The sequence below is a fragment of the Arthrobacter sp. N1 genome (assembly GCF_048288285.1).
Lineage (GTDB): Bacteria > Actinomycetota > Actinomycetes > Actinomycetales > Micrococcaceae > Arthrobacter_D.
Genome location: NZ_CP102608.1, coordinates 718131 through 744297, shown reverse-complemented (window position 1 = coordinate 744297; position 26167 = coordinate 718131). Strand labels below are relative to the sequence as shown.

The following is a 26167-nucleotide window of genomic DNA, read 5'->3' as shown; positions in this document are numbered from 1 at the left end:
GCGGAAACCCTGAGGCAATCTTGCCGTCCCACGGCAGCTCGTGACGGATCCGCCCTGAGGACTCCCCGATAGATTCAAGGTGACCCGGGCGGGGCTTAGACCGCCCGGGTCACCTTGGGGCTGGACGGGTCCCGTCGGGAACCGATCGAACGGGCAGGAACAGGCGATGAGCATTGCCGAGCCGATGGAGGAGCACCCGGGGCTGATGACCGGGAAGACGGTCGGCCTCCTCATGCGGCGGGAGCCGGGACAGTCGGTCATGGAGGAAGTGCTGGCCCTCCAGTCCGGGCAGCCGGCCCGTGGACGCCTGCAGCGCCTCTTCGGAGCCAGCCCGCTCGGAGCCTCCGCCTGGCCCTGGTACCAGGGCGCGCTCGGGGAGCGCGCCGTCGGGCGGCGCCTGGCAGCCCTCGGCCCGGACTGGCGGGTGCTCCACGCCGTGCCGGTCGGCGAGAAGGGTTCCGACATCGACCACGTGGTGATCGGCCCCACCGGTGTCTACACGCTCAACACGAAGCATCACGCGGGCCAGGCCATCTGGACGGCGAAGGGCACGTTCATGGTGAACGGTGTGCGGCAGCCGCACGTCCGCAACGCGGAGCACGAGGCCACCAGGGCCGCGAAGCTCCTGGCCGCAGCGGTGTGCCATCAGGTCACCGTGGACGCGGCGATCGTCGTCGTCGGAGCCCGCAGGCTGACGGTCAAGGAGAAGCACAGCAGCGTCACCGTCCTGACCTCCGACCAGCTCCTCCGCTGGCTCACCCGTCGCCCCGTGGTCCTGACCGCCGACCACGTCGCCATCCTCGCAGCGGCAGCGGCCCAGCCGTCCACCTGGCGCCGCACGCCACCGGAGCTGCACTCGCCCGCCGACGTCGTCGCCCGGTTCTCTGCCCTCCAGCACCTGGTGCACCAGGCACGACGGCGGCGCATCGGCTGGCTCCTGGCCATGCCGGCCGCCGCCCTCGCCACCGTGGCCGGCGTCCTGCCGCCGTTCTGACCGGTCCGCCCCTCCCCTCCTGCCGAAAAGACACCCGTGCTCCATTTCCCCTCGACGAACACTGCCGCCCATACGGCCGCTCCGGCAGACGTTCACCGCCTGCATCAGCTTCTCGGCGACCACGTCTGGGCGTTCAGCAACTGTCGGGTCGACGCGCCGGGATTCCCGGTCGCCGAGGTGGACTGGCTCTTCTACAACGAGACCAGGGGCACGTTCATCCTCAGCGAGCGGAAACGGTACCCGGCGGCGGTCTCCCGGGTGCGGGACGTGGGCGAGCCGTGGGTCCTCGTGACCGGCGCCGGCGTGCCGAACCCGGTCGAACAGGTGGCGCGGCAACTCGACGCGGTCCGCAGGGTCCTCCGGCAGGTCGTTGCGAAGGACCACTTCCCGTCCGCTGACCTCGTCTCCATCAACCCCTTCCAGAGCGTCTACTCGCCGCAGGTCGGGCCGGCGACGCAGGAGGAGCGCCTGCGGTTCGGGGCGGTGCACGGATCGCTCGAGGAACTGGCCCGGACCATCGAGAGCCGCTCCTCGCCCGTATCCCTGGTGGTCGCGGCCGACGCGGGGAGGACTGCGCTCGCGGAGACACTGGCCGCGCTGTTCCGCTGCGCAGTCTCGAACGTGATCCGCCGCAAGCTCGCGACCGGTGCCGGTACGCCGGGCCCGCCGTCGAGGGTCGCTGCCATCCACCGCGAACTGGCTGCGCTACATCTGGAACTCGCTGCGCTCGCCGAGCAGGAGCTCACTTCGGCAGCAGCACCCGCCCCGGCGGCAGCCGCGGTTCCGGTGCGACCGGCAGCAGCGGTTGCCGCTGCGAAGGCGCCGGCGGGTGCCCCGGCCGTTGTGGCCCCGCCACCAGCAGCACCTCCCGTCGCCGGAACGCCCCCGAGGACCACCTCGGTCAGCGGACACCTGCGGCGACACGTCGTGCAGCACGTCCCACCGTCGGCCGGTCCCGAGCACGTCCGTGCGGCCTTCCTCGCGGCCCTGCAGGACGGGCAGCTACGCGCGAGCGGAGTGTACGTGGGGCAATTCGGTGCACTTGTGGGGCAGCGCCTCGACCGGGACAGGAAGCTCGCGAGCCTTGCCCTCGGCGGCCTCGTGACGTGGTGCCTCGCGCAGGCGGCGGCGGCGGCAGGAGTCGGGGTGGTCAAGGATCCGGTGGACCCGTCGGTCGTCCGGCTCGCACGCCGCACGTGAGCCAGGAGAGGAGTGCGAGGCAGCCCACCCTGAGTACGCCTAGGATCAGGACGGCGGGCATCGAGTCCGACACATCGAGGGGGAACCGCATGAACCAGATCGTCCACGACCGGCCGGAACAGCTCCAGATGATCCTCGCGGGCCTGCTACAGGGCGAGCAGGTCATCGCGGTGTACGACTGCATCGGTGTCGGCACGGGATTCATCGGGCTGACGAACCAGCGCGTGATCCTGCAGGACAAGAGCTTCGTCGGCAACAAGGTGGCGCTGACGTCAGTGCCCTATCGGAACATCCAGGCCGTGTCGATGCTGACGAACAAGTCGATGCTCGGCAAGTTCGCGTCGAGCTCGTCCATCGCCGTCTCCGCGGGGTCCAAGGCGTTCGAGGCCGACTTCCGGGGTGACGAGAAGGCGAAGCACGCCCACGACGTCATCCTCTGGCACATCATCAACCGATGAGCTGTCGTGACGGAGCTCCTACAGGGCCGGCGCCCGCTTCGCCCAGCCCGTCGCCTGCTCGAACGCGTACGCGACCTGCAGGAGTCCGACGTCGCTCCCGTGCGGCATCGCGAGCTGCAGCCCGACCGGCAGGCCGCCCTCGCTGAACCCTGCCGGGACCGAGACCGCCGGCAGGCCGGTTGCCGAGACGAGGCACGCCGAGCGCATCCAGTCGAGGTACGTCGCGAAGTCGACGCCGTTGACCGACGTCGGGTACCGAGACGCCGCGTCGAAGGGCAGCACCTGCGCGGCAGGGCTCGCGAAGACGTCGTACCTGCCGAAGTAGCGGCGCACGCTGGTGTCGAGCCGGGTCCGGGCGAGGGCCGCGTCCACCAGGTCCTGCGCCGTCAGCTTCCGCCCCTGCTCGATGTTCCATCGGATCTCCGGCTTGATCGCGTCGCCGTGCTTCGCGGCCAGTTCGCCGAGGCCGAGCACGAAGTCGAAGGCGCGCGTCGTCCCGAACACCTGGTCGGCGTCGCGCAGGTCCGGCGCCGCCTCCTCGACGGTCGCGCCGAGGTCCGTGAAGACCTGCAGCTGAACCTCGAGCACGCGGAGCACCTCGCGGTCCACCGGCATGCCGAGACCGAAGTCCGGTGACCACCCGATCCGCAGGCCCGTGAGATCCCGCTGCAGGGGATCGGCGAAGGAGCCGGTGATGGGGTAGCCGAACGGGCTCGCCGGGTCGGGCCCGGCGATCGCGGTCATCCCCAGGGCGATGTCCTCGACGTCGCGCGCCATCAGCCCGTGCCGCGAGAGCCACGCCCAGGCGTTCCGCGTGGGCAGGGACGGCACCACACCGATGGACGGCCGGTACCCGACGACGTTGCAGAACGACGCCGGGATGCGCAGCGACCCGCCCATGTCGCTGCCGTCGCCCAGCGGCTGGATCCGTGCCGCGATCGATGCCGCCACTCCCCCGCTGCTACCCCCGGCACTGCGGCTCGTGTCGTAGGGATTCAGGGTCGTCCCGAAGACCTCGTTGAAGGTGTGCGATCCGGCGGCGAACTCCGGCACGTTGGTCTTGCCGGTGGTGACGACTCCGGCCTTTTTGAGGCGCCCGATGATGAGGTCGTCGAACGTCGGGACGAAGTCCTTGAAGATCGCCGACCCCTGCGTGGTCCGCAGTCCCCGCGTGTTGTGGGTGTCCTTGTGCGTCATCGGCAGGCCGTGGAGCGGCGGAAGATCAGCGCCCGACGTCGTCAGCCGGTCCGCCGCGGCCGCGAGCGCCGCCGCACCCTCCCGGTCCTCCGTGATGACCGCGTTGATCGGCCCGTTGACGGCGTCGATCCGTGCGACGTGCGCGTCGAGCGCCTCCCGCGCAGACACCTCGCGACGGCGGATGGCACCGGTCAGTTCGACGGCGGACAGCTCGTGCAGCGCAGCGCTCACGCCGTCGTCCCCACCGTCGACAGCAGCGCGGTCATCGCCGCGCGGACGCCGGTGGTCAGGGTCGGCTCGATCACCGGTGCGAAGAACGGCGAGTGGTTGCCGGGCGGGGTGCCGGCGTCGAGCCTGTCCTGCGCGTGCCCGCCAAAGAACCAGTAGACGCTGAGGACGCCGATGGCCTCGGCGAGGAGGCCGAAGTCCTCGCTGCCCATGACGGGCGGCGCCTCGATGACGGCGTCCTCGCCCAGCACCTCGCCGAGCACGGCCATCAGGTCCGTGGTGGACGAGGGGTCGTTGTAGCACTGGGGGAAGCTGGTGATCTCCTCGATGGTCGGCTCCGGCGCACCCGACGCCGCGGCCTCGGCGCTGATGATCCGCCGGAGCGAGGCCAGCACGCGGTCCCGCACCTCGGAATCGAACGTCCGCACGTTGAGGGTGAACTCCGCCGAGGCGGGGATGATGTTCTCCTTGAGCCCGCCGTGGAACGTGCCGATCGTGACAACGGCCGACTTCATGGGGTGCACCTCCCGCGAGACGATCGTCTGGATGCGGACCACCATGTGGGCGCCGAGCACGATGGGGTCGATCGACTGCTCGGGCTGCGAACCGTGGGCCTGCCTGCCGTGCACCGTGACCCGCCAGGAGTCGGCCATCGCCATCGCCGTACCCTTGCTGATGTTCACGGTCCCGGCCAGTCCGGGCCAGACGTGCTGCCCGTAGATGATGGACGGCTTCGGCGCCTTGTCCCACAGCCCGTCCTCGACCATCGCCTCGGCGCCCTCACCGATCTCCTCACCGGGCTGGAAGATGAACACCACCGTGCCGGCCCACGCCTCGCGGTGCTCGGTCAGCAGCTGTGCCGCTGTCAGGCCGACGGTGATGTGCGTGTCGTGGCCGCAGCCGTGCATCACCGGGACGTCCGTCCCGTCGGCCAGCGTGCCCGTCGTCGTGCTCGCGTAGTCGAGGCCCGTGTCCTCCTGCATGGGCAGGCCGTCCGTGTCGGCACGGTAGCCGACCACCGGTCCGTCGCCGTTGCGCAGGATCCCGACGACGCCGGTCCCGCCGCACATGAACGTCTCCAGTCCGAGGTGCGTGAGCTTCTCGAGGATGAAGGCCGCGGTGTGCGTCTCCTGCATGGAGAGCTCGGGGTGCGCGTGCAGGTGCCGGTACAGCTCGTGCATCGCGGTGGTGTGCGCATCGGAGAGGTCGAAGACGGCGGTGTCGATGGTCATGGTGTCCTTTCGGAAGTAGTGGCCCGTTCACGAGTACATCAGGTGGTGGTTCCCCGACGCGAGAGCGAGCCCCGGAACTCCGACCTCGACACTGCGTCCACGGTGACGCGCGGCCCTCCCCGATAGGTCATGATGGCTTCCACTCCTTCTCTGGCGTCGTGCAGGAGGAGATCGTATGTCCATCACGTTCAGTCGGGCTCGCAGCTCCGTGCTCGCCCTTGCCCTTGGTGTCGCATTGTCGCTGACGGCCTGCGACGCGCCGGCAGGGACGGGGGACGAAGCGCGCGAGGCGAGGGCGACGACGGCTACTGCTACGGCTACGGAGGCATCACCGTCGACGGGAACGGCGACCGAGACGGCGCCGCCCGACGCCTCGGCGCAACCCACCGCTGCCCGCGCCGAGCCGAGGCCGGCGTCGTCGGCCGCGCCCGCCGCGAATCTGCCGATCCCGGCAGTGCCGGCGGAAGCGGACGACGAGTCGCGCGAGGGGCTGGAGGCCTTCACGTCGCACTGGCTGAGTCTGCTGTCGTACTCCTACGAGGCGAACGACCTCGAGCCACTCCGAGCCGTCAGCGACCCGGCGTGCACCTTCTGCGCGGACGCCGAAACCGCTATGGCGCAGATCTATCAGCTCGGATGGGCTCTCGGAGGAGCCACCACCCTGGCAGACTTCTCCACCGACTTCGTCCCGGATGCCGCCGGGACCTACACCGCGGAGATCACCACCACGCAGGCCGAGATCTTCTACTTCTCCGGCGAGGGGTGGCTCGGTTCGAGCGAGGCAAGCCCGAACTCCCCGTACACCGTGACGGCGCGCTATGTCGATGGCGCCTGGCAGCTGATTGGCTACACGGCACCACCCGTGACCGAGTCACCCGAGGGCTAGGCACAGCGGCGGACGGGGTTCCCGCTGGTCGGCCCGCATCAGAGGGGCGCGATCCTCCCCACCGTGTCCGTCGCCAGCTCGTACGCCCGGCCGACGGCGAGCACGGTCTGCTCGGCGAAGGGCCTGCCCATGATCTGCACGCCCAGCGGCAGGCCCGCGGCGGAGAACCCGCAGGGCACCTGGAGCGACGGCAACCCGAGGAGATTCGCCGGGATGGACAGCCGGCCGAACTCGACGTTCGCGTCCTCGCTGGTGCCGTCCGGCCGGAAGCGTTCCGTGTCCTGCGCGGGGAGCGCCGGGGTGAGGACGGTCGGGGCGACGACGACGTCCACCGCCCGCATCATGTCCTTCCACGCGTCCTTCATCGACTGCCGGAAGCGGAGGGCGTCGATGTAGTCGGTCGCGAGGATGGTCTCGCCCACCTCCAGCAGGCTGCGGACCTCCTCGGTGAACAGTTCCGGCGTCTCGCGCAGCGCCCGCCGGTGGTAGGCGCTGGCCTCGGGCATCATGATCCCGGTGATCACCGCACCGAGGTGCTCGGCCTGCGGGATCACGACGGGCACGACGACGGCGCCGAGACCCTCCAGTACCCGCACGGCTGCCGCGACGGCAGCGTCCGTCTCACCGTCGAGGTCCTCCGTGAAGAAGTTGGTCGGGATCCCGATCCGGAGGCCGTCCACGCCGTCCTCCAGCCGCTCGGTGAAGTCGGGGACGGGCGTCCGCGCGGACCCGGGGTCGCGCGGGTCGTGGCCGGCGATCGCGTTCAGGACCAATGCCGCGTCGCTGACGTTGCGGGTCAGCGGCCCCACGGTGTCCAGGGACCAGGCCAGGGAGGCGACGCCGACGCGGGAGACCCGGCCGAAGGTCGGCTTGAGGCCCACCGTGCCACAGAACGACGCCGGGATCCGGATGGACCCGCCGGTGTCGGAGCCCAGGGCCGCGAGCACTCCCCCGTAGCCGACCGCCGCGGCGGATCCGCCACTCGAGCCACCCGCCATGCGCTCGAGGTTCCACGGGTTGCGGGTGGTGGGCGTAACTCCCCCGTACGCGAATTCGTGGGTGTGGGTCTTCCCCACCATGACCATCCCCGCGCGCCCGACGGCCTCCACGACGGCTGCGTCGGCGTCGGGCACGAACTGCGCGCGGACCTTCGAGCTGGCGGTGGTGGCGGTCCCCGCGGTGTTCATCAGGTCCTTGATGCCCACGGGGATCCCGTGCAGCGGTCCGCGGTAGGTCCCCCGGGCGATCTCGGCGGTGGCGCGGTCCGCCTGGGCGAGCGCGATCTCCGCGGTGACGGCGGCGAAGGCATGGACGCGCCCCTCCACGGCCTCGATGCGGGTGAGCGCGGACTCGGTCAGTTCGCGGGGTGAGAGCTCGCCGGAGGAGATGCGGGCGGAGGCCTCGGTGAGGGTCAGTTCATAGGGCTGCATGGGTGCCTCAGTCCCACGACGCGTCGAAGGACAGGGCCGGTGCGGTCTCGCCGAGGTCGACGGCGGAGAGGGTGCGGAGCCGGGCATGGATCGGTGCGGCCGCCGCCGCCAGGTCCGCGACGCGCTCCTCGGGGAGGTCTAGGCGGGCCTGCAGGGCGATGGCCCGCACGAACGCCTGGTCAGGGGTGGATTCGCTCATCCCTCGACCGTAGCCGGTGCGCGGGAGCACCTCGGTGTCGACGCCGAAGAGGACCGGTAGCCTGAGGCAATGAAGCCTCTCGCAGACCTCCCTCCCTACATCTACGGCACCACCCGGCTGGGGCACGACGACGTCCCCCGCGACCAGCAGGCCCATATGGCCCGGACCGCCATCGACGCCGGTCTGTGGCTGCACACCTCCCGGCAGTACGACCACGCCCTCGAGGTCCTCGGCGCCGCGTTCGACGAGGACCGCGCGAAGGTCCCGCCGGTCATCGTGAAGCTCGGCGGCGGGACGGCCGACGACGTCCGGGCGACCATCGCGGAGAACATCAAGCCGCTGGGAATCAGCTCCATCGACATCGGCCAGCTCACCGGAGTCGGGGAGTTCGCCGATGACATGCGAACCGGCGGGCCGGTGCTCAGCGAGCTGCAGCGCATCAGGGACGAAGGGCTGGTGGGACGCTTCGTCCTCGAAATCTTCCCCTGGACATCGGAGGCTCCCCTCGCAGCGCTCCGGGCCGGGCACCTCGACGGGCTGATCGACGGCTACATCTTCTACCTCAACCCGCTGCAGCGCTTCGCGTCGAACGAGCTGTGGGACGAGCTGCTCGCGCAGGACAAGGCGATCATCTCGATGCGCACCGTCGCCGGCGCCCCCGTCCACGCCCTGCGTGACGTGCCGGGCGCCGCCTGGAAGCCGTACCTGCAGGAGCGTGCGGTCGAGGTGGCTCCCATCTTCGAGCGTTCCGGCGTCGCGAGCTGGGCGGAGTTCTGCCTGCGCTTCGCGCACAGCACGTCGCAGGTCGTCTCCACGGTCGGGTCGGCGAGCCGCGAGGAGAACCTGCGCGAGCTCCTCTCGTTCAGCCGGTACATCGAGCCTCTGCCGCGGGACATCGTCGACGAGCTCTTCGCCCTGCAGCGCCGCTGGTCGGACGAGACGGATGTGCACGCGGAGCTCTGGAGCATGTAGGTCGTCCCGCGCAGACGACGACGGCGGGGCAGCCACTCTCGGTGACTGCCCCGCCGTCGCTCGTGGTGGAGCCGGGCTAGCTGTCGCAGCCGATGCCGTCGCCGTCCCGGTCGAACTTCGGCTGGAAGCCAGGTGTGCCGGCGTAGATCGGTGCGGCACCCGCTGCGCGGACCGCGTCACAGTTGGCGTAGAACGGTGCGGGGGCCGGCGCGACGGGAGCAGGTGCCACCGGAGCCGGTACCACCGGAGCTGGCGCTGCCGGCACCGGTGCCGGAGCGACCGGCTCCGACGCTCCGCCCTCGCAGGCGACGCCGTCGCCGTCGCCGTCCTGGTTCGGCGAGTAGGCGGCCGAGTCGACGGGGATGTTCGAGAAACCGGCTGCTGCAGCCTCGCTGCAGTTCGCGAACGGGCCCGGCGCGGGCGCGACGACGGGCGCCTCCGGTACCGGCTCCGGTGATGGTGCGGTCTCGATCGGCTCGGGCGGTGCTGTCACCGACGGCGCCATCTGGTTGGTCGGGGCGAGGATGCCGTTGCAGTCGGAGAGGATGCGCGCCATCGCGTCGTGCTCCGCCTGCGTCACCCAGAGGGTGTAGGTCGCCTTCACGGAGACCTGCCGCGCGACGTACTCGCAGCGGTAGCCCTTGTTCGGCGGCAGCCAGGTGGCGGCGTCGCCCGCACCCTTCTGCTGGTTCGTCGGACCGTCGGTGGACTGCAGGTTCAGCGGATCGTTGGCGAACGCGACGCGCTGGTCGAAGGTGAGCTGCTGTGCGCCCTTCTGCCAGGCGTCGGACAGGGCCACGACGTGGTCGATCTGCACCTTCGTGCTCGTCGACTGTCCACGCTGGAAGGCGATCGACATCGCCGTGTACGGGTCGGCCAGCATGCCCGACTGCACCTTGCAGGGCACGGAGTTCGTGTGGACGATGTCCGTCAGGTCACGGTTGAGCATGTCGTTGCGGGTGTCGCAGCCGTTCCTGTCGACGTCGAGCCAGGCCTGGCCGAACTGCTCGCGGTCGTACCCGGTCTTCGGTGCACGGCCCTTGATGGCCAGGGTCTCGAGGAGTGCCAGCGCCGTCGTGTTCGCGGCCGGCTGCTCGGCCGGCGCACGCGGCGTCCCTGCTGCATCGACGACGGCGTCGCCGTCGAGGGGTGCCACGTCGGAGACCGTCGGAGTCGGAGTGGCCGACGGCGTGCGCGTGGGCGTCGGGCGCGCGGAGGGCGACGGCGTGGCCGGGGCTGTCGAGGCGGCCGTCGTCGGCGTCGCCTCGGGCGCAGCCTCCTGGGTCTGCTCGGCGACTGCGGTCGGTACGGACTCGTCGGCCGGCGCTATCGCTCCACCGATGAGGAGCGCGACGACGCTCGCGCCGGCGGTGATGGCGCCCGCCCTGCGCCCATTCAGCCGCACCCATGAGGGCCGGTTCGTCACAGCCGTGTAGAGACCGGTGACGAGGGCGACGAGGGCCGCCATGATGATGCCCCCGCTCAGACCGCCGACGATGAGGCCGATCACGACGAGGAACAGGGCGACACCCGCAACTACAGCGGTGGACCTCTGCACGTAGAAGCCTCCCGTGGGTGACGGCTTGGGGGCAGGCGGAGGTGAAGACGGCAGCATGGAACCCCATTGGTGTACGTGAGGAGGCGCTGTCATCGAGTGACGACGCGACAGTCTGAAGTGTAGAACGTCCGTTCAGGCATGAACGCGCGCAGAAGATTGGACACGAGGGCGTAGGTGGATATCGGCCTGAGATGAAGCTCTGTACCCCGGACCATCCGTACACGCGCACCGTTCAGCCGCGTCGTAGAGAATGAGGCGATGATCGACTCCTCCTTCGTCCGCCATGGGCGCTTCGCCGTCTCCGCGGCGATCGCCGTTCATCTCCTGGCAGGCTGCGCCACGGAGCAGGCAACTGTCGTAAACTCCCCCGCGCCGGCGCCGCCGTCGGCATCCGCGACGGCGACGGCGACGGCCACGGCCGGTGTGCCGACGCCCGACGCCGCGACCCCTCCCGCTGCCGTTCCTGACGCTCTGCCGGAGGTTCTGCCACGGTCCGAGCCTGTTACCTTGAGCCTGCCGTCCACCGGTACGACTACGGACCTCATGTCGCTCGGGCTGCAGGACGACGGGTCCCTCGAGGTCCCACCCGGCGAGCCGGGATCACCCGCGGGTTGGTACAACCAGTCGCCTACGCCAGGCGAGCGCGGCCCCGCCGTCTTCCTCGGGCACGTCAATGCCACCGATGGCGGAGCGGGTGTCTTCGCCTCCCTCCGCGACCTCGGCGAGGGCGACACGATCAAGGTGACCCGAAAGGACGGCTCCGTGGCGACGTTCGTCGTCCAGCGGGGCGAGCAGTACGCGAAGGACGAGTTCCCCACGATCCAGGTCTACGGCAACACCAACGGGGCGGAACTGCGCCTGATCACCTGCGACGGGTACGACCCGGAGACCGGCCTGTTCGATGACAACTACGTCGTCTACGCGACCCTGCAGGTGACCTGAACCGCTGGCTGGCAGGCGGGTGGCCCGGCAGGTCCTCTGCTCTCAGTCCTCGACTCCTCCGACATTGATCCGTTGCAAGGAACCTTCCGGGTCTCCCGTCCCTTTATCCTTCAGACGCTCTTCCCGACGGTCGGGCGAATCATCGCATCGCAACGGAAGGGTTGGCCTCAGTGAGCTGGACCAGCACAACGCATACCTGCCGAGATGCGACGGCGTGGGGTGCGTTCCCGGTTCTTCCCGAAGCTGGTGCCAGCTGTGGTCAGTAGCAGCGCTGCGCAGCGCCGACGGCGCGCTGCCGCGGCCCTGTTCGGGCTCGTGGTGGTCGCAGCCGTCGCAGCGGTGCTCGTGCTGCTGGGTCCGGGGTTCGTCGGTGGGCTGCGCGCCGGCAGCGGTCCACTCCTCGGTGGGTCGGAGTGCACGGTGCAGACGCCGGACGGCGAGGTCGGGCTGACACGCGATCAGGCCCAACAGGCGACGACGGCGGTAGCGCTGCAGGCGCGAGGCGTCGAGGCTACGGCGCCTGAGGACGTCGAGGAAGGCGTTCTGCAGGCCCTTGCCAGCGGGCCCGTGAATGACGCCGGGCCGGTCCTCAGTTGCCGGGGCAGCGTGGACGCGGACCTTCAGGTGGAGGAGCTGACGCCGTCGGGCCTGACGCCGAGGGCCGAGCAAGTGCGGACATCCATGGCCGAGGTGTTCGGCGAGCAGAGCCTCGGCGGATTCGAGCCCGGCGGCGTCGGCTCCGGGCACGGCGGGGAATCGACGCACTACGACGGGCGCGCCATCGATGTGTTCTTCCGTCCCGTGTCCGAAGAGAACCGGCGTCAGGGCTGGGTGCTCTCCCACTGGCTCGTCGCCCATGCCGAAGACCTGGACATCCAATACGTCATCTTCGACGACCAGTTCTGGAGCGCCCGCATCGCCCAGGGCGGGTGGCACCCCTACGAAGCCCCTGCGCCGGCGAACGAGATCCTGCGGCACATCGACCACGTGCATGTGGACGTGCTGGCGGGCGGTTAGTCCTCCGCAGTCGAGACATCCCGCAGAAGTACAAGACGGCCGTAGGGGCGAGTCACTCCGCGGGGAACATCGCTTTCGAGGTTCGACCGATGACACCCGTCATCGTCGCATCCACTCCACCGCCCACCACGCCCCCCACAAGTGGTACGCCTTTCGCCAGCGTGATTACCGAGCGCTTTGTTCCATACTTTGCCAAGAGCGAGAACCCGACCTTCTTGTTGATCTCCTTAAGCACGGAGTAGGGAAGCTTTCTAATGGCGTTCATCGCGACCTTCTCGCCCACCTTCATTCCGATGGTTCTTGCAATTTGCTGAGTACTCGACCCAATAGCTACGAGAGTTACGGTAGTGCGTACGTGAGGATCCGACGGGTCGTATCCACGGAGGTAAGCGATAGCTGCTGCCAGCCGCGCGTTGACGATCAAACCACCCGCCATGTTTGCGGGGATGGTGACCGGCATGGCAATGAAGCCTCCCAAGCCGGTCACAAAGCCATTCACTCCTGCAGCTTCGACGGACTCCCTGATCAGGCGCTTGATGACTTTATCTACGTCCTCTTGCTCATCCATCCTTGTCGGCCGAGTTGGTTCTGAGTTCGGCACATAACGCTCGCCCTGAACTCGGGCGAGCCGATCCTCGGCCCACTGAATGGACCCCGTGAGAGGCCCGATCCCGGTATCGACTACCCTGCCGACCATCTTCTGAAGTTGATCGGAAGCCTTCTGAGCGATCCCGCCCTGTTCTTCGTCGACCTTTGACTCTGTCGTATCCGCCATGATTCGTCCTTCCTAGTGAGGCCGTTTTATGTCCGACGCCGATGGGCAGGTAAGTATGTGCACCGTGACCGGAAGTACCGACGCACGGACTGCGCGAGAGCAATCTGTCCAGACGCGGCCTCCACCTGACGCGTCCTTGTCAGGTACAGGTCATCCTGCCGTCAGATACGCCCTGACGCTGGAACGAAGCGCATCTGCGTGCTCGTAGATCTCATCGAGCGAGCTGATGGGGATGCGTTGCTCCACCTTTTGCTCGTCGAAGACACCGAGGTACTTCTGCACCCTGTTGAAGTGCAATCGGGCAATCGGCTTCCGATTGTTGTCATCGAGAAGGACTGCAAAGTAAGACTTCGCGTCGCGGTGCACAACGCGTGGGGGCTTAACCTCGTTACAGACGATCGCTCGGACTATCTGGAAGCCTTCCATCTCCTCCAGCGTCGTCTCCACACCTGTCTCGGCGAGATCATTCTCCACAGCCTCTGCGCTTGTGACGGTTGCAGCGATCACCGAGTCGCTGGCCATCGGGAAATTAGGAGCGCCAAGAGCCGCCTTAAGACGTTCATTCACCTGCTCGTTGAGGAACTGCTTGGTCGCTTTGGTCACCAGCGGAGTGAACTGCTCGCGTACCTTCTGCGTGTATGCGCCACTGTCATACACCCGCATGGTGAGTGCTTTGATCCATTCGGCATCCGGCTCCTTGAACTGCGATGCCAGCGTCCGCTTGATTTGCCCGATGTACTTAAGCTCGCCCGCTGCGTTGATGATCGAGTCGAGATCGAAGACATCCTTCGTGAGCTTCATCAGCTCAGGTATCAGTGTCTCGTCGATCTCGTTAAGGTCCAACACCAGGAAGGGCTTGACGTCCATCCTGTTCGGCGCGTCCAGATCCGTGAAGAACTCGTACACCTCACCGTTCGTGAGGATCGCGATTCGCGCGTTGGTCACTGCGAAGTACCTGTAGAGCTGTGAAGCGTGCTCGATCTTGAGAGGCTCCTTGGACTTCTTGCACTCGATCAGTATCTGCACGGTCCCCCCATGCATGATCGCGTAGTCGATCTTCTCGCCCTTCTTCACTCCCACATCGGCTGTGAACTCGGGTACCACCTCTAGCGGATTGAAGACGTCGTACCCGAGGATGGTCGAAATGAACGGCATGATGAAGGCGTTCTTCGTCGCTTCTTCCGTCTCGATCTGAGACATCTGCTGCCGCACCTTCGCGGCCAGCGCGGTCAATCGCTCTGCAAACTCCACAAATCCCCCTGCATCGAATTGGTCGTACTCACCCTATTCCCCGAGGTGTTTCCTGTGGCCGGATGAGCCAGCGACACGCGCCCAAACAAGCAGCGCTCGTATCAGGTCGAACCATCCCCTACCGCACGCGCTACACTTCAACCGCACATACCAGCCGGCGTCAGGTCCGAGCTGGCAACACAGGATCGGTCTCTCAGCGGCCCTTCTGCGGTAAGGGGACCGGTAATGAAGAGAGCACTGAAGAATCTTGCACTCGTGGTGACGGGAATGCTTCTCGTGATTATCACAGGCGTCGGCTTGCTGACGTTGAACGGCATCAATCCGTTTCAACTCAATCGCACCGACCGGAGCCAGCCAGCACTACTGACCTCGATCCAGGACATCAGCCAGTACCACGCCGCTGTCGGAAATTTCGAGGTTCTACTCGATGTCGAAGACGACGTCCCGTGGTTGCCAGATGTCCTTGCGGGACGACGCACTCTCTTTGTTGCGGCTGGATCCGTCGACGCGTATGTCGACATGTCAGGCTTGAGCGACGGCGACCTCGTGACGTCTCCCGATGGCACCACTGTCTCCATACGGCTGCCTGAGGCGGAATTGGCCGACCCCAATCTCGACCAGGAACGCTCGTACCTCTTCTCGCAGGATCGAGGTGCCTTCGAGCGGGTGGCCGACGCGTTTGTTTTGCCTGAACAGTCCGAGTTCTATCAAGACGCGGAGACGCGGATGACCGCAGCCGCCGAGGAATCTGAGCTACGTGCGCAGGCTTCCGAGAACACTCGCGCGATGCTGACCGGCATGTTCGCGTCGCTCGACATGCAGGTGGCTTTTCTCGACTGATCACTCCAACTATGGAGAGGAACTGTCCGAGCTCGGAGATGGCGCCGCCGTCCACTGGCCACACGCCACAATTATCACGCCGACTAGGAGTGCCAGGCGATAGCGCTCAACAGCTGCTTGCCTGTTCGCTGTATTGAAGCGTCGGTGCTGTCATCCCCGCACGAGAATGAAGCCAGCTGCGCTTCGACTGTCGCCGCTAGGGTTGGCCAGGAAATCCAGCAGACGACGTCGGCCACCTTGGTCATCAGTTCCTCCTCGCTCGTACCGATGTCCCCGGCACGCTCGAGGACTGCCGGGAGGTGCAGCTGTATCGCGTCATGCAGTGGCATCTTGCCCAGCCCTTTGACCGCCACGGGAGGCTCGACGCCCAGGAGGAACAGCAGAGGTATCCGATCACCTACATTGCTCATCACCGCAACAAGCTCCCGCGCAAGCTGTTCCGGCTGGAAAGCGCTGGTCCTGATCCGCTTCGCCTCCACGAATGTAAAGACACCCGCCGACGTGATCAGAGCGTCGGGTTGGACGATGAACGTGGAAGCCGTCGCTTCCGACGGGTTGACGGACATATCCCCGGACAGGAGCGAGATCTCCGCCTGCTCGGTCTGCTCGATGAGTCGTTTCCGAGTTGCCACTGCTCCGCTACAAGAATTGATCACGGCAGCGAGAAAGTGGCTGCGCGGCAAAAGATCCAGGGCGATCAGCACCTCGGCCGTCAGAACGTTTTCCATGCCGCGCCCGCCGCGTCGGTACTTCGTCGCCTTCTCCCATGAGATCTCCTCGAGCAGGCGGGCGATCATCGACGGCGGTAGCTCAGCAGATTCCATAGGAGCATCCTCTCCTACGCAGAGCGGCGGGCCGCCCACCCGCAGGTGACCGGCCCGCCGTCGTGCATCGGAACCTAGAACGTGCGAATGGGAATCTCCGCCGGATCCATGAGCAGCGACTCGATCTCGTCGTCAAGCTTCACCAGCGTGATGGATGCACCGGCCATGTCCAGGGACGTGCAGTACTCCCCCACGTAGCTGCGGCCCACGCTGATGCCCTGCTCCGCGAGGCGCTTGTGCGCCTGCCCGTACAGCAGGTACAACTCGCTGATCGGGGTGCCGCCAAGGCCGTTGACCATGAGGGCCACGCGGTCGCCGTCGCCGAACGGCAGGTCCTTCACCACCGGTGCCAGGAGCTCCTCGACGATCTCGTTGGCCGGCATCATCTTCGCCCGGCGGCGTCCCGGCTCACCGTGGATGCCGACACCCATCTCGATCTCGTCCTCGCCGAGCTCGAACAGCGGGCTGCCCTTCGCCGGCGGAGTACACGCGGTGAGCGCGACGCCCATGGTGCGCGTCACGGAGTTCACCTTCTCGCCGATGCGGATGACCTCGTCGAGGTCCGCCCCGCGCTCCGCGGCCGCGGCGACGGCCTTGATCACGAAGAAGTTGCCCGCCACCCCGCGGCGGCCGATCGTGTAGGTCGAGTCCTCCACGGAGACGTCGTCGTTGATGAAGAGCGTCTTCACCTCGATACCCTCCGCCGAGCTCATCTCCTGGGCCATCTCGAAGACCATCTTGTCGCCCGTGTAGTTGTTGACCAGCAGCAGCACGCCCTTCGGCGAGGCCATGAGCTTGGTCGTCTCGTACACGTAGTCGAACGGCGGCGCCGCGAACACGTCACCCGGGCAGGCGGCGTCGAGCATGCCCTTGCCCACGATCATCACGTGCGCCGGCTCGTGCCCGGACCCCGAGCCCTGCACGATCGACACCTTGTTCTGGTCGGGACCGTCGGCGCGCATGATCAGGTTGTATTCGGGCACGTACTTCAGGGTGTCCGGGTTCGCGAGCGCCAGGCCCTCGAGCATCTCCGGGACGAACTGCTGCGGATCGTTGACGAACTTCTTCATGGGGACTCCACATCATTGTGAGTAGGGGTGAGTTGGTAGGTGTAGAGAGTCAGGGCCAGTCGGCCACGATGCCTTCGACGATGATGGCCACGGCCACCGCCCCGGCGTCGGGTGAACCGATGCTGCGTTCCCCGCTGTAGCTGGCACGGCCGCGCTTGGCCTGCAGGGTCGACGTCGCATCCGCGCACTCGCGGATCGTCGTCGCGAACGCCGTCCGGCACTCCTCAGGCGACGCACCGGCTGCCAGCCGCCGTTCGAGCTCGTCGGTCGCCGGGATCAGGGCGTCGAGCAGGGTCTTGTCGCCGAGGTCGGCATTGCCGCGGGCCTTGATGCCGTCGGTGGCTCCGCGCAGCATGGCGACGACGGCGGCACCGTCGATCGTGTCCGCCGCCTTCGCCGCCGCAGAGGCGCGCAGGAACGCGGTCCCCCACAGCGGCCCCGAGGTGCCGCCGATCCTGCTGGAGATGGCGAGCGCGATCTGCTGCAGGAACGTGGCGACGTCGTCGCGCTTGAACGAGTCCCAGTCCGCCAGCACCTTCTCGAAGCCGCGGGCGAGGGAGTAGCCGAGGTCGCCGTCGCCCACCACGGCGTCGAGGTCGGCGAACTCCTTCTCCTTATTTACGGCGGTCTGCGCCAGGGAGTGGACGGCGTATTCGACGTCGGCGAGGTCGGTGGCGCTCATTGGGTCTCCGTTTCGGTGAATGGGTGAGCCGCGGTGGTCGGGGCTGAGGCGGACAGCAGCTCCTGCAGGGTGGCGAGGGTGACGACGCCGGAGGGCTCGACGCCGGCGGGACTCGCCAGGATTTCGGCCTGCTCGCCGTCGGGATCCCCGAGGGAACTGACCACGAGCGAAGCGCCCGTGAAGTCCTCCTCGCGCGTGAAGCCGCTGACGGTCACCACGGTCCGGAGTCCGGCGGCGACGGCTGCGCGCAGCCCGTTGCCGCTGTCCTCGACGACGATCGCATCCTCCGTGGACACTTCGAGCTCCCGCAGGGCCAGGAGGTAGATGTCCGGGGCGGGTTTCTTGGCCGGCACCACGTCCCCGGCGAACACCGAGAAGTGCGCGGCGAGCGACTCCCCGACGGCGTGCGTCAGGACGGCGCGCACCGCGGGTTCGGCGGACGTGGACGCGACGGCGAGGGTCCAGCCGGCGTCGCGCGCCTCCTGCACGATGCGCGCGATGCCCGGCCGTGCCGGCATGACACCACTTTCGACGAGGCCCTTGTAGACCTCGGTCTTCCGCTTGTGCCAGGAGAGGATTGCGGCGTCGACGGCGTCGTCCTGCAGGCCGAGCGAGGCGGCCAGATCGGGTGTCAGGATGCTCCGCATCCGCTCCTTACCGCCGCCGATTTTCACCTTCTCCGCGTAGTCCGAAACGCTCCACTGCACGGGCACGCCGAAGTCGGAGAAGGTCTGGTTGAAGGCGGGGAGGTGGCCGTACTGCTCGGTGTCGGCGAGCACGCCGTCGCAGTCGAAGATGAGGGCCGGCATGCTCAGCGGCCGCCCTTGCCCGCGCTGCCGAACTGCGTGCAGAGGTCCATGACCATCGCGACGGTGTCGGCCCGGGTGTGCTTGAACAGCGACGGCGGATCCCACTTGTTGTTCTGCTCGGCCTGCTTGAGGAACGCCAGGCTGGACTGCATGTACTGCTCCTTGAGGGCCGTGGAGATGTTGACCTTCGCGCAGCCGCGGGCAATGAGGTCGGCGAACTGCTCGGGGCTGAGCCCGCTGCCGCCGTGCAGGGCGATGGGCAGGTTCCGTGCCTCCACGATCTGGGTGACGCGTTCGACGTCGAGCACGGGGGCCGCCTTGTAGCTGCCGTGGGCGTTGCCGATCGAGGGGGCGAAGACATCGATCCCGGTGGCGTCGATGAACGCGAGTGCCACCTCGAGGCTCTGCTGCTTGGACACCTCGTCGGAGCCGTGATCGTCCTCGACGCCGGTGATGGCCTCGATCTCGCCCTCCACCTGGGCACCGTAGCTGCGGGCCTCGGCGACGACGTCGATGGTCTGGCGCTGGTTCTCCTCCACCGGCAGCTCGGAGGCGTCGAACAGCACCGAGTTCCAGCCGGCCTTCAGGCATTCGGTGACCACCGCGCGGTCGGGGCAGTGGTCCAGGTGCAGGGTGACGGGCACCTCGATGCCGCGCGTCATGGACTGCCACATGTCGAACAGCACCCGCGAGCCGATGGAGCGCACGGTCTTCACGGAGGTCTGCAGGATCACCGGGGAGTTGGCCTCCACGGCTCCGGCGAGCACGCCCTCCATGGTCAGATCATTGAAGATGTTGATGGCGGGCACCCCGTAGCGTGCCTCGAATGCGGGGTCGACGATGTCCTTCAGCGGCACAACGGCCATGGTGATTCCTCCTTGTCAGGCTGACCCCCACGCTAGGTGGGCGAGGCCACGCTGGGTATGGGGGTTCTCCCGCCCTCCCCCTGGGGGTAATCACCACCTCGTCAGCAACGGATGCGCGTGGTTGAGTGGGCCGCGGCTGTCCGGCCACCCACTTCGACGACGAAGGACCCCCTATGACTCCCGGATCAGTACTCGAAACCATCTCGTCCAAAGAGGCCCGCCTCGTCATCGACGCCGCGGCCGCGAAGGCGGAGGAGATCGGCCAGCCCATGGACATCGCCGTGGTCGATGCAGGCGGCAACCTGAAGGCGCACGTGCGGATGGACGGCGCGAACATCGGCAGCATCACCATCTCGATCAACAAGGCCTACACGTCCGTCGCGTTCCAGTGCGAGACCGGCGACCTGCAGGGCGTCACCCGGCAGGACGGGCCCATCTACGGGCTGAGCGACGCGCACGGCGGCCGGCTCGCGGTGTTCCCCGGCGGCATCCCGCTGGTGCGCGACGGCAACATCATGGGCGCCATCGGCGTCTCCACGGGCACCATCGAGCAGGACCAGGAAGTCGCCTCCGCCGGCGCCGCTGCCTACCTCGAGTTCGCGATCGCCTGACCCTGGTCCCGCAGGGTCAGCGCGCTAGGACCGGTCATCCTCGCGAGATGTGTCGGATTCGGCGATGCGCTTGATGGCGGCGAGGGTCCTCGGGATGCCGTCGTGTGCGAGCCGGGTCCGGTCGGCGATCTGCACGGGTGCAGCGTCCCCGAATTTCTCCTCGAAGAAGGCGATGCCGCCCGGCAGGAAATCCCAGGATTCGATCAGGGTGGTCCCGGTGCCGGCCGGCGTCAGCGTGTAGCCCCAGCGGACCCTGTCGCCGCCAACCACCCAGGCGAACTCACGGCCGCGCTCCGCGGCCACGACCTGCGACCGGGTCTCCCACGTGCGGTGCGGAAGCTCATTGCGCCCGACGAACCACGCACCGATCCGACCGGCGTCGGCGTCGTCCTCCCACCAGCACCGCGTACACACCGGGCTCCACTCGCCCGTGCGGGTGATGTCGGAGACCAGGTCGTAGACGGCCTCCATCGACGCCTGAATCGTGACGGACTCCTGGTGGTGGCGGATCTCGGTCTGGCTCATGCGCCCATTCTCACAGAGGAATCCCCTCGTCCTGCGGGCATCGGCTGGAGCGATCTGTGCACGCATAGACTGGGGCCTCGCGCTGCCTACGGAAGGCCCTCACATGTTGAACACCGAACGGACCGGCACCGGAAGGCCACTCGTCCTCGTGCATGGGCTCGGCTCGAGCGTCCGCACCTGGGACCCCGTCCTCCCCCTGCTGCAGGAACAGCGCGAGGTCATCGCTATCGACCTCCCCGGGTTCGGCAGCAGCGAGCCGCTCTTAGGCGAGGTGACCGTCGCGACCCTCACGAACGCCGTCGGGCAGTTCCTTGAGCAGGAGAACCTGCGAGACGCGGATATCGTCGGAAGCTCGATGGGTGCGCGGATCGTGGTGGAGCTGGCGCGTCGGGGTCACGCCGGCAACGTCGTCGCCCTCGATCCCGGAGGATTCTGGAACGACACCCAGGTGCGCATCTTCAACGGCAGCATCACCGCGTCCATTGCGCTGGTACGGCGTCTCCAGCCCGTCCTACCGTCACTCGTCCAGCAGGCTGCGGGCCGGACGGCGCTGCTCGCCCAATTCTCGGCGGCCCCCTGGAAGCTCGACCCGGAGCTCGTCCTAACGGAGCTCCGCGGATTCGCCACCTCGCCCAGTCTTGACGAAGCGCGTAAGTCGCTCGCGCACGGACCGCGCCAGGCAGGTGCGCCACAGGGGACGATCAAGGGCACGCTGGCGTTCGGCTGGGGCGGGTCGGACAGGGTCACCCCGCTCAGTGAGGCCGCCGTCGCCATGTCTCTCTATCCGGACGCCACCCTGCATGTCTTCGAGGACTGCGGGCACTTCCCGCACTGGGACCAGCCGCAGGAGACGGCCCGGTTCATCCTCGACGCCACCGCCGCTGGGTCGTCGTAGCCATCCTCTGAGCCGCACACCTGGCAAGCGTGCTGCTGGCGCCTCAGTGCGTCGGCTGGGAACGGGCGCCGCCGCCTACCTGGAGTTCGCGATTGCCTGACCTTGGTGCTGCAGGCCCACCAGCATGGTGCGGTTACGTGCGCCGGTCTTCCGCAGCATGGCGCTCACATGCTTCTCGACCGTCTTCACCGAGATGGCGAGCCGCGTGGCGATCTGCTTGTCCGCCAGCCCCTCGGCCAGGAGGTCCCGTACCTCGAGTTCGCGGGCCGTCAGTGATATCGCCTCACCTGTGTCCGCCGCGCGACTCCCCGTGAGCCGCGTGAACATCGCCCCGTCCAGCAGGGCGTCACCGCGGGCGGCAGCGACGACGACGCGCGCCACCTCCGCGGGCGTGGAGGAGAGTGAAAGGAAGCCGCGTACGCCCGACGACGCCGCGGCCGCCAGCAGCTCGTCCGTGAAATGGTCGACGACGGCGACCACCGGCCGCTCCACGGTGTCCGCCTCCGTCACCCGGGCTTCGGCATACCGGGACAGCAGGTGCTCGTCGAGCACGATCATGTCCGGCTGCAGAAGGGACACCGACTCCGTGAGGTCCTCGAGTGTCCCGAACTCGCCGAGGACCTGGACCGACGGCTCGGACGTCTCGAGCAGCCGGACGAGTCCGGCGCGGAGAAGGGGCTGGGTGCAGGCGACGAGGACCTTCCACCGTTCGCGGGAGGCATCGCCGTTCGAGGAGTACGGCACCTGCGCCCGGATGCTCGTCCCCCAGCCCAGCGTCGACTCCACGTGGAGTTCGCCCCGGAGGTAGTGGGCCCGTGCTGCCATGCCGTGCAGGCCGAGCCGGCTGCCCTTCAGGTCCGTGACCTCCCGGCCCTCGAAGCCGCGGCCGTTGTCCTCGACGACGGCCGTGATGCCGGTGGTGTCGTAGAAGATGCCCACCCGGCATGCAGTGGCGCTGGCATGCGCCACCGCGTTGGCCACGGCTTCCTGGATGATCATGAAGAGCTGATGGGCGACGACGGGTGCCAGTTCATGGGGGTTGCCGGTCACGAGGAGCGTCACGTCCATCGGGTCGATCGCGCTCACCCGGTCGAGTTCCTGGCGGACCGTTTCCTCGAGTGAGCGGTCCGCCAGGCTGGAGGGACCGAGTCCCAGCACGGTACGGCGGGTCTCGAAGAGCGCCTCGTGGGCGAGCACCCGGGCAGAGTCGATGTGCTGGGTGGAGGACGAGCCGCCCGGCGTCGCCTTGTCCGCGCGGTCGAGGTGCAACAGGAGCGAGCCCAGGGACCGGGCGATGGTCTCGTGGACCTCCTGTACGGCGCGTTCACGTTCGCCTGCAATAGCAGCCTCGCGTGCCTTTGCTGCAGCGGCCTGGTGGAGCCGGGAGTTCATGATGGCGATGGCTGAGTGGTTGGCGAAGAGCTCCACGAGCGAGGCATCGGTTGCACTGAAGATACGGCCAGGCCCGTTGCTGAAGATGGCGAACGTGCCGATGATGGCCCCGTCCCACGCTATGGGTACGCCAATGACGGCGCTCCCCCACCGCGGGTCAGAGGGGTCGATGTGTCCGATGGCCACGGAGGCGTAGCGGCCGAGAATGACCGTCCCGCGGGTGGCGACGATCTGGCCGGTCAGACCCTCGGTCAGTGGGAAGGTCTGACCCTGGTGGCAGCCGACGCCCTGGTCCACTTCCTTGCGGTAGTACCCCTCGGCCTCGTGAACGATCGAGATAGAACCGCTCTCGCAGTCGAGCAGTGCGACGGCATGCCCGAGCACGCGCTCGAGGAGCGGCACCAGTTCGAACTGCCCGGCGAGGTCGCCGGCGAGTTCTGTGATGCGGTCCAGTTGGGAGGGCGGAGGGTTGTGCTGGTTCTGGGTGTTGCTGGGCGTGGGAAGCTGCTGCATGTACGGCACCTGTCTCCTGCATCCCGGCGCGACGCTGCGCACGGGGTTTCAGGATAGCGGGCCGAACAATAGAGAACAGTAGAGTACGTGAGTCGTCGCAGACAGGGCGCTCCGCTCGGCATCTGTTCGGCAACAGACAACTTTGGAATGAATGAGGACCGGTTCTGCTCGGTCGCGCAGCTCTGAGCCGAAACTCGATCTCTACGACTCGGCGATCTTCGGTTCGAGTGGCGCGTGCCCGCTTAGTGCCGAAGAAGGCTAGCCTTCGTAGATGGAGAAAGCAGAAGCTGCACAGATAACACGAAGCGTGGAAACTTTCCTAGAGATTGGGGAGGACGGAAAACCAGCCCTCGCGAGCAGAACGCGGAGTTGGGACTTTTGCTTCAACCACTTCCAGTCAAACCCCCGGCCAACCGGCGACATCGAGTTGAGTTGCCTTCAACTCGGCTACTACCTGGCGAGTTGGGGCATGCTACGCGGTTCGTCGTATCTATTCACAAGCACGAACGCCCGGCATTACTCAGACGCTGTTCGTGTAATCGAAAAGCACAACCCCGACGTGAACGGTCTCGACGCTCGAGACTACGCAGATCCTCACGCACGACAATCCATTCTCGCTGCGTACGGCGATCTTCGCTCCGTGCTTCTCCCGAAGGGAGGATCTCACACGACTCTTGTAAGCAAAGTGATGATGGGCGTCTGGGGCGTGATCCCATCTTTTGATACTTATTTCATGAAGGGATTTAGGCGCCTCGCCGAAGGACGCATGGAAGAAACAGCCTTCAGAACTGTCAGTGACACTTCGCTTACTCTCTTAGGCCAGTTCTACTCGGCCCACCGTACTGAGATCGATGCTCTGGTCCAGCAGCACACGACGCTCGATTTCGCCTCGGGCAACCTAAGCTCGCGAGCGATCACCGCGGCAAAGGTGCTCGACATGTTCGGCTTTGGCGCCGGCTACAGGAGCTCTTGACGCAGGCCGGGCCGATAGCCCTAAACGCACGCCAGCCCACCGTCGCCCCGGGGCACCTGCAAGTCTTTGGCGATCGAAGCTTCGCACACGACGCTGACTGAGCGGCTTTGACGCAAGTCGTACGCAACGGCAGTTACTGCGCCCTGCGGCAGCCTCAGCAAGGACGCCAGCAGGCTCTGGCGGGACTGCTAAAGGTTTAGCGTCCAGTCGGTGTTGCTGGTTTCGGGCCGCTTCAGTGTCGGCTTGTCCTAGTACCTCGAAGTGGACCAGGTCAGTCCGTCGAGGGCTCATTGGCGGCCTTCGCTGATAGGTCCGCCGCTCGATCAAGGTCACGATCGCGAGTCCCAGGTCTTCCTTCGTCGCGCACCTCTGCCGATGGAGAAGGTTCTTCTGCAGGAGTGAACCAACGCGCAGGTTTCCAACGTTTGTCTCCGCCTTGCAATCATCGCATGGCCAAGCTATAGAGCAGTAGCTTCACCCTCCAGTGCCTCAACCAGAACTGGCAGCGACCGTCGGTCGAATTCAGAGTAATCGTTGCCATAAAGTCGGTATCTCGCGGAATCCCTTCTCGCTTCGGCAATTTCAAGGCTTCGACGAGCATCGTCAACTGCCGCTCCTCTGAATCACAGCGGATGGCCAGTCAAGACACCCACCTTTTCATCCTGCATGAGCACTACGGAACTTCTAGAGATCCGACGACGGTCACTTCAATGATTTCATCTATCGAACTGACAACGGATGGCAGCTCAGGTAACCGACTAAACCATCGATGAAGATTGAGCGCTCTTCTCGAGGAAAGATCAAGCATGTCCAAGCTGGCCCCCAGTCAAGGACCCCGTGGAGTCGTTGGTTGCCCTGCTCGGCGGTACCCACCGGCTCAATGCCACCCTGACACCGCGAGCCCAAACCATCTACATGCAACATCGCAATCAAGCTTCATCCGCTGATGTTAGCCGGGAAACCACCTAGCTAGCACGAGGCGAGTGAACCTCATTGCCCGCTCCTCCGCGAAGCCCACAGAAGATGCAGGTAGCCAGGCGCCGTTATGATGCTCCTATGCTGACTTATGGGCGTGTTATCGGAGGCCACTACTTGAACGCCGCAGTTCAGCCAGCGGTCATCGGCAGTGACCTCGTTGTTCAGGCCGGCCTAAAACGGCGGAAGCTCGACGAAACGCAGGTTGCTGAGTGGGAAGAGGTCCTGTCGGACCAGAAGGCCGGAGTAGCAAACGCGGTCGGCCAAGCTATCACTGGAGCCGTCCTCCCTCGCCTGATCAGTAAGAACGCTTCCACCGCAGTCGGTGCGGCCATCGATTCCACGATGCGTCCCCCGCGAACGGTCCGCATCTCATGGGTTGATGGAAAGCAATCACTCATCAAACTGCCCGACAAGCTCTTCACCCACCTGGCCTTGGTTCTCGAGAGCCGTCAAGTCGAGACGGCAAAGACGCCCGTTCCGAAAGCAGAGCAAGTACTCGGAGCTCCTGGCGTCACCGAGCAAGCACTTACGCTTCTCTCTGGCTTCGTTAGAGACCGCACATCGCAAACAAGTGCCGGCGGACCAGAGGCCGCAGGGTCAGTGGTGACACCGCAGCCCGACATCGCAGATCAACTGGTCAAACTTGCCAGCCTGAGAGATGCGGGGATCCTGACTGAGGAAGAGTTCACATCCAAGAAGGCCGAGCTGCTCGAGCGAATCTAGGTGTCAGCTGGCGCGACGTCCGTGATGCCGGACCGCGCTCATTCCCGCTTATCACGACTGATATCCGGATAGCTGCACACCGTCGCCCGGCTCGCACCGATGACCTTCCGATTTCCGCCGGACTGAG

General features: G+C 66.8%; 26 protein-coding genes. 12 read left to right on the top strand and 14 right to left on the bottom strand.

The genetic code is table 11. The features are described 5' to 3' along the window. Nucleotides 1-166: 166 nt before the first annotated feature. From NVV32_RS03465 to NVV32_RS03455, 3 genes are all read left to right on the top strand, one after another. Nucleotides 167-994 (top strand): nuclease-related domain-containing protein, encoded by an 828-nt coding sequence (locus NVV32_RS03465; protein ID WP_422391400.1) that lies wholly within the window; start codon nucleotides 167-169, stop codon nucleotides 992-994. A 36-nt stretch (nucleotides 995-1030) separates the two neighbouring features. After that, on the top strand, nucleotides 1031-2194 hold the full coding sequence (locus NVV32_RS03460) for a hypothetical protein (RefSeq protein ID WP_422391399.1): 1164 nt from the start codon (nucleotides 1031-1033) through the stop codon (nucleotides 2192-2194). Nucleotides 2195-2283: 89 nt separating this feature from the next. Next, the gene (locus NVV32_RS03455) at nucleotides 2284-2652 is read left to right on the top strand and encodes a PH domain-containing protein (RefSeq protein ID WP_055769840.1); all 369 of its coding nucleotides are present in this window, start codon (nucleotides 2284-2286) and stop codon (nucleotides 2650-2652) included. Between the two features lie 18 nt (nucleotides 2653-2670). Here NVV32_RS03455 and NVV32_RS03450 read toward each other — a convergent pair whose 3' ends face one another. Next, complete coding sequence (locus NVV32_RS03450) at nucleotides 2671-4080, bottom strand: amidase (protein ID WP_422391398.1); 1410 nt, start codon at nucleotides 4078-4080, stop codon at nucleotides 2671-2673. Continuing rightward, complete coding sequence (locus NVV32_RS03445; RefSeq protein WP_422391397.1) at nucleotides 4077-5309, bottom strand: amidohydrolase; 1233 nt, start codon at nucleotides 5307-5309, stop codon at nucleotides 4077-4079. The genes NVV32_RS03450 and NVV32_RS03445 overlap by 4 nt, the downstream gene beginning before the upstream one ends. A gap of 175 nt (nucleotides 5310-5484) precedes the next feature. Here NVV32_RS03445 and NVV32_RS03440 point away from each other — a divergent pair, with 175 nt between their 5' ends. After that, the gene (locus NVV32_RS03440) at nucleotides 5485-6195 is read left to right on the top strand and encodes a DUF6318 family protein (RefSeq protein ID WP_422391396.1); all 711 of its coding nucleotides are present in this window, start codon (nucleotides 5485-5487) and stop codon (nucleotides 6193-6195) included. Nucleotides 6196-6233: 38 nt separating this feature from the next. On the opposite strand, the gene NVV32_RS03435 is transcribed toward NVV32_RS03440, so the two are convergent. Together NVV32_RS03435 and NVV32_RS03430 are read right to left on the bottom strand one after the other, a co-directional pair. Further along, entirely contained in the window at nucleotides 6234-7625 is a 1392-nt protein-coding gene (locus NVV32_RS03435; RefSeq protein WP_422391395.1) for an amidase, read from the bottom strand. A gap of 7 nt (nucleotides 7626-7632) precedes the next feature. Continuing rightward, nucleotides 7633-7824, bottom strand: a complete 192-nt coding sequence (locus NVV32_RS03430) for a hypothetical protein (RefSeq protein ID WP_422391394.1) — start codon at nucleotides 7822-7824, stop codon at nucleotides 7633-7635. A 69-nt stretch (nucleotides 7825-7893) separates the two neighbouring features. On the opposite strand from NVV32_RS03430, the gene NVV32_RS03425 reads away from it, so the two are divergent. Further along, nucleotides 7894-8796 (top strand): aldo/keto reductase, encoded by a 903-nt coding sequence (locus NVV32_RS03425; RefSeq protein ID WP_422391393.1) that lies wholly within the window; start codon nucleotides 7894-7896, stop codon nucleotides 8794-8796. Nucleotides 8797-8872: 76 nt separating this feature from the next. On the opposite strand, the gene NVV32_RS03420 is transcribed toward NVV32_RS03425, so the two are convergent. After that, a complete protein-coding gene (locus NVV32_RS03420) occupies nucleotides 8873-10354 on the bottom strand; it encodes an excalibur calcium-binding domain-containing protein (RefSeq protein WP_422391392.1) in 1482 nt (493 codons plus the stop codon). Nucleotides 10355-10612: 258 nt separating this feature from the next. Between NVV32_RS03420 and NVV32_RS03415 the strand changes: the two genes are divergently transcribed. Together NVV32_RS03415 and NVV32_RS03410 are read left to right on the top strand one after the other, a co-directional pair. Then, on the top strand, nucleotides 10613-11296 hold the full coding sequence (locus NVV32_RS03415; protein ID WP_422391391.1) for a class F sortase: 684 nt from the start codon (nucleotides 10613-10615) through the stop codon (nucleotides 11294-11296). Nucleotides 11297-11551: 255 nt separating this feature from the next. Next, nucleotides 11552-12313 carry a hypothetical protein gene (locus NVV32_RS03410; protein WP_422391390.1) on the top strand — a complete coding sequence of 254 codons (762 nt, stop codon included), beginning with the start codon at nucleotides 11552-11554 and terminating at the stop codon, nucleotides 12311-12313. A 52-nt stretch (nucleotides 12314-12365) separates the two neighbouring features. On the opposite strand, the gene NVV32_RS03405 is transcribed toward NVV32_RS03410, so the two are convergent. Beyond that, entirely contained in the window at nucleotides 12366-13088 is a 723-nt protein-coding gene (locus tag NVV32_RS03405) for an EcsC family protein (RefSeq protein WP_422391389.1), read from the bottom strand. A 150-nt stretch (nucleotides 13089-13238) separates the two neighbouring features. After that, on the bottom strand, nucleotides 13239-14339 hold the full coding sequence (locus tag NVV32_RS03400; RefSeq protein WP_422391388.1) for a type I restriction endonuclease: 1101 nt from the start codon (nucleotides 14337-14339) through the stop codon (nucleotides 13239-13241). 225 nt (nucleotides 14340-14564) lie between these two features. Here NVV32_RS03400 and NVV32_RS03395 point away from each other — a divergent pair, with 225 nt between their 5' ends. Then, complete coding sequence (locus NVV32_RS03395; RefSeq protein ID WP_422391387.1) at nucleotides 14565-15179, top strand: DUF4230 domain-containing protein; 615 nt, start codon at nucleotides 14565-14567, stop codon at nucleotides 15177-15179. An 83-nt stretch (nucleotides 15180-15262) separates the two neighbouring features. Here the strand turns inward: NVV32_RS03395 and NVV32_RS03390 are convergent, their stop codons facing one another. From NVV32_RS03390 to NVV32_RS03370, 5 genes are all read right to left on the bottom strand, one after another. Then, nucleotides 15263-16003, bottom strand: a complete 741-nt coding sequence (locus NVV32_RS03390; protein WP_422391386.1) for a hypothetical protein — start codon at nucleotides 16001-16003, stop codon at nucleotides 15263-15265. Nucleotides 16004-16077: 74 nt separating this feature from the next. Beyond that, complete coding sequence (gene dhaK, locus NVV32_RS03385) at nucleotides 16078-17073, bottom strand: dihydroxyacetone kinase subunit DhaK (protein ID WP_422391385.1); 996 nt, start codon at nucleotides 17071-17073, stop codon at nucleotides 16078-16080. A 49-nt stretch (nucleotides 17074-17122) separates the two neighbouring features. Next, the gene (gene dhaL / locus NVV32_RS03380) at nucleotides 17123-17755 is read right to left on the bottom strand and encodes a dihydroxyacetone kinase subunit DhaL (protein ID WP_422391384.1); all 633 of its coding nucleotides are present in this window, start codon (nucleotides 17753-17755) and stop codon (nucleotides 17123-17125) included. Next, nucleotides 17752-18564, bottom strand: coding sequence for an HAD-IA family hydrolase (locus NVV32_RS03375; RefSeq protein WP_422391383.1), 813 nt, complete (start codon nucleotides 18562-18564; stop codon nucleotides 17752-17754). Before NVV32_RS03375 ends, dhaL begins: the two co-directional genes overlap by 4 nt. A 2-nt stretch (nucleotides 18565-18566) precedes the next feature. Further along, nucleotides 18567-19430 (bottom strand): class II fructose-bisphosphate aldolase, encoded by an 864-nt coding sequence (locus NVV32_RS03370; protein WP_422391382.1) that lies wholly within the window; start codon nucleotides 19428-19430, stop codon nucleotides 18567-18569. Nucleotides 19431-19603: 173 nt separating this feature from the next. Between NVV32_RS03370 and NVV32_RS03365 the strand changes: the two genes are divergently transcribed. Continuing rightward, nucleotides 19604-20041, top strand: coding sequence for a GlcG/HbpS family heme-binding protein (locus tag NVV32_RS03365; RefSeq protein WP_422391381.1), 438 nt, complete (start codon nucleotides 19604-19606; stop codon nucleotides 20039-20041). Between the two features lie 24 nt (nucleotides 20042-20065). On the opposite strand, the gene NVV32_RS03360 is transcribed toward NVV32_RS03365, so the two are convergent. Then, nucleotides 20066-20566, bottom strand: a complete 501-nt coding sequence (locus tag NVV32_RS03360; RefSeq protein ID WP_422391380.1) for an SRPBCC family protein — start codon at nucleotides 20564-20566, stop codon at nucleotides 20066-20068. A gap of 103 nt (nucleotides 20567-20669) precedes the next feature. Here NVV32_RS03360 and NVV32_RS03355 point away from each other — a divergent pair, with 103 nt between their 5' ends. Beyond that, entirely contained in the window at nucleotides 20670-21461 is a 792-nt protein-coding gene (locus NVV32_RS03355) for an alpha/beta fold hydrolase (RefSeq protein ID WP_422391379.1), read from the top strand. A 75-nt stretch (nucleotides 21462-21536) separates the two neighbouring features. Here NVV32_RS03355 and NVV32_RS03350 read toward each other — a convergent pair whose 3' ends face one another. Beyond that, complete coding sequence (locus NVV32_RS03350) at nucleotides 21537-23366, bottom strand: LuxR C-terminal-related transcriptional regulator (protein WP_422391378.1); 1830 nt, start codon at nucleotides 23364-23366, stop codon at nucleotides 21537-21539. A gap of 271 nt (nucleotides 23367-23637) precedes the next feature. Between NVV32_RS03350 and NVV32_RS03345 the strand changes: the two genes are divergently transcribed. After that, the gene (locus tag NVV32_RS03345) at nucleotides 23638-24339 is read left to right on the top strand and encodes a hypothetical protein (RefSeq protein ID WP_422391377.1); all 702 of its coding nucleotides are present in this window, start codon (nucleotides 23638-23640) and stop codon (nucleotides 24337-24339) included. A gap of 1056 nt (nucleotides 24340-25395) precedes the next feature. Next, nucleotides 25396-26040: an SHOCT domain-containing protein gene (locus NVV32_RS03340; RefSeq protein ID WP_422391376.1), complete on the top strand. Its 645-nt coding sequence runs from the start codon at nucleotides 25396-25398 to the stop codon at nucleotides 26038-26040. Nucleotides 26041-26167 lie beyond the last annotated feature (127 nt).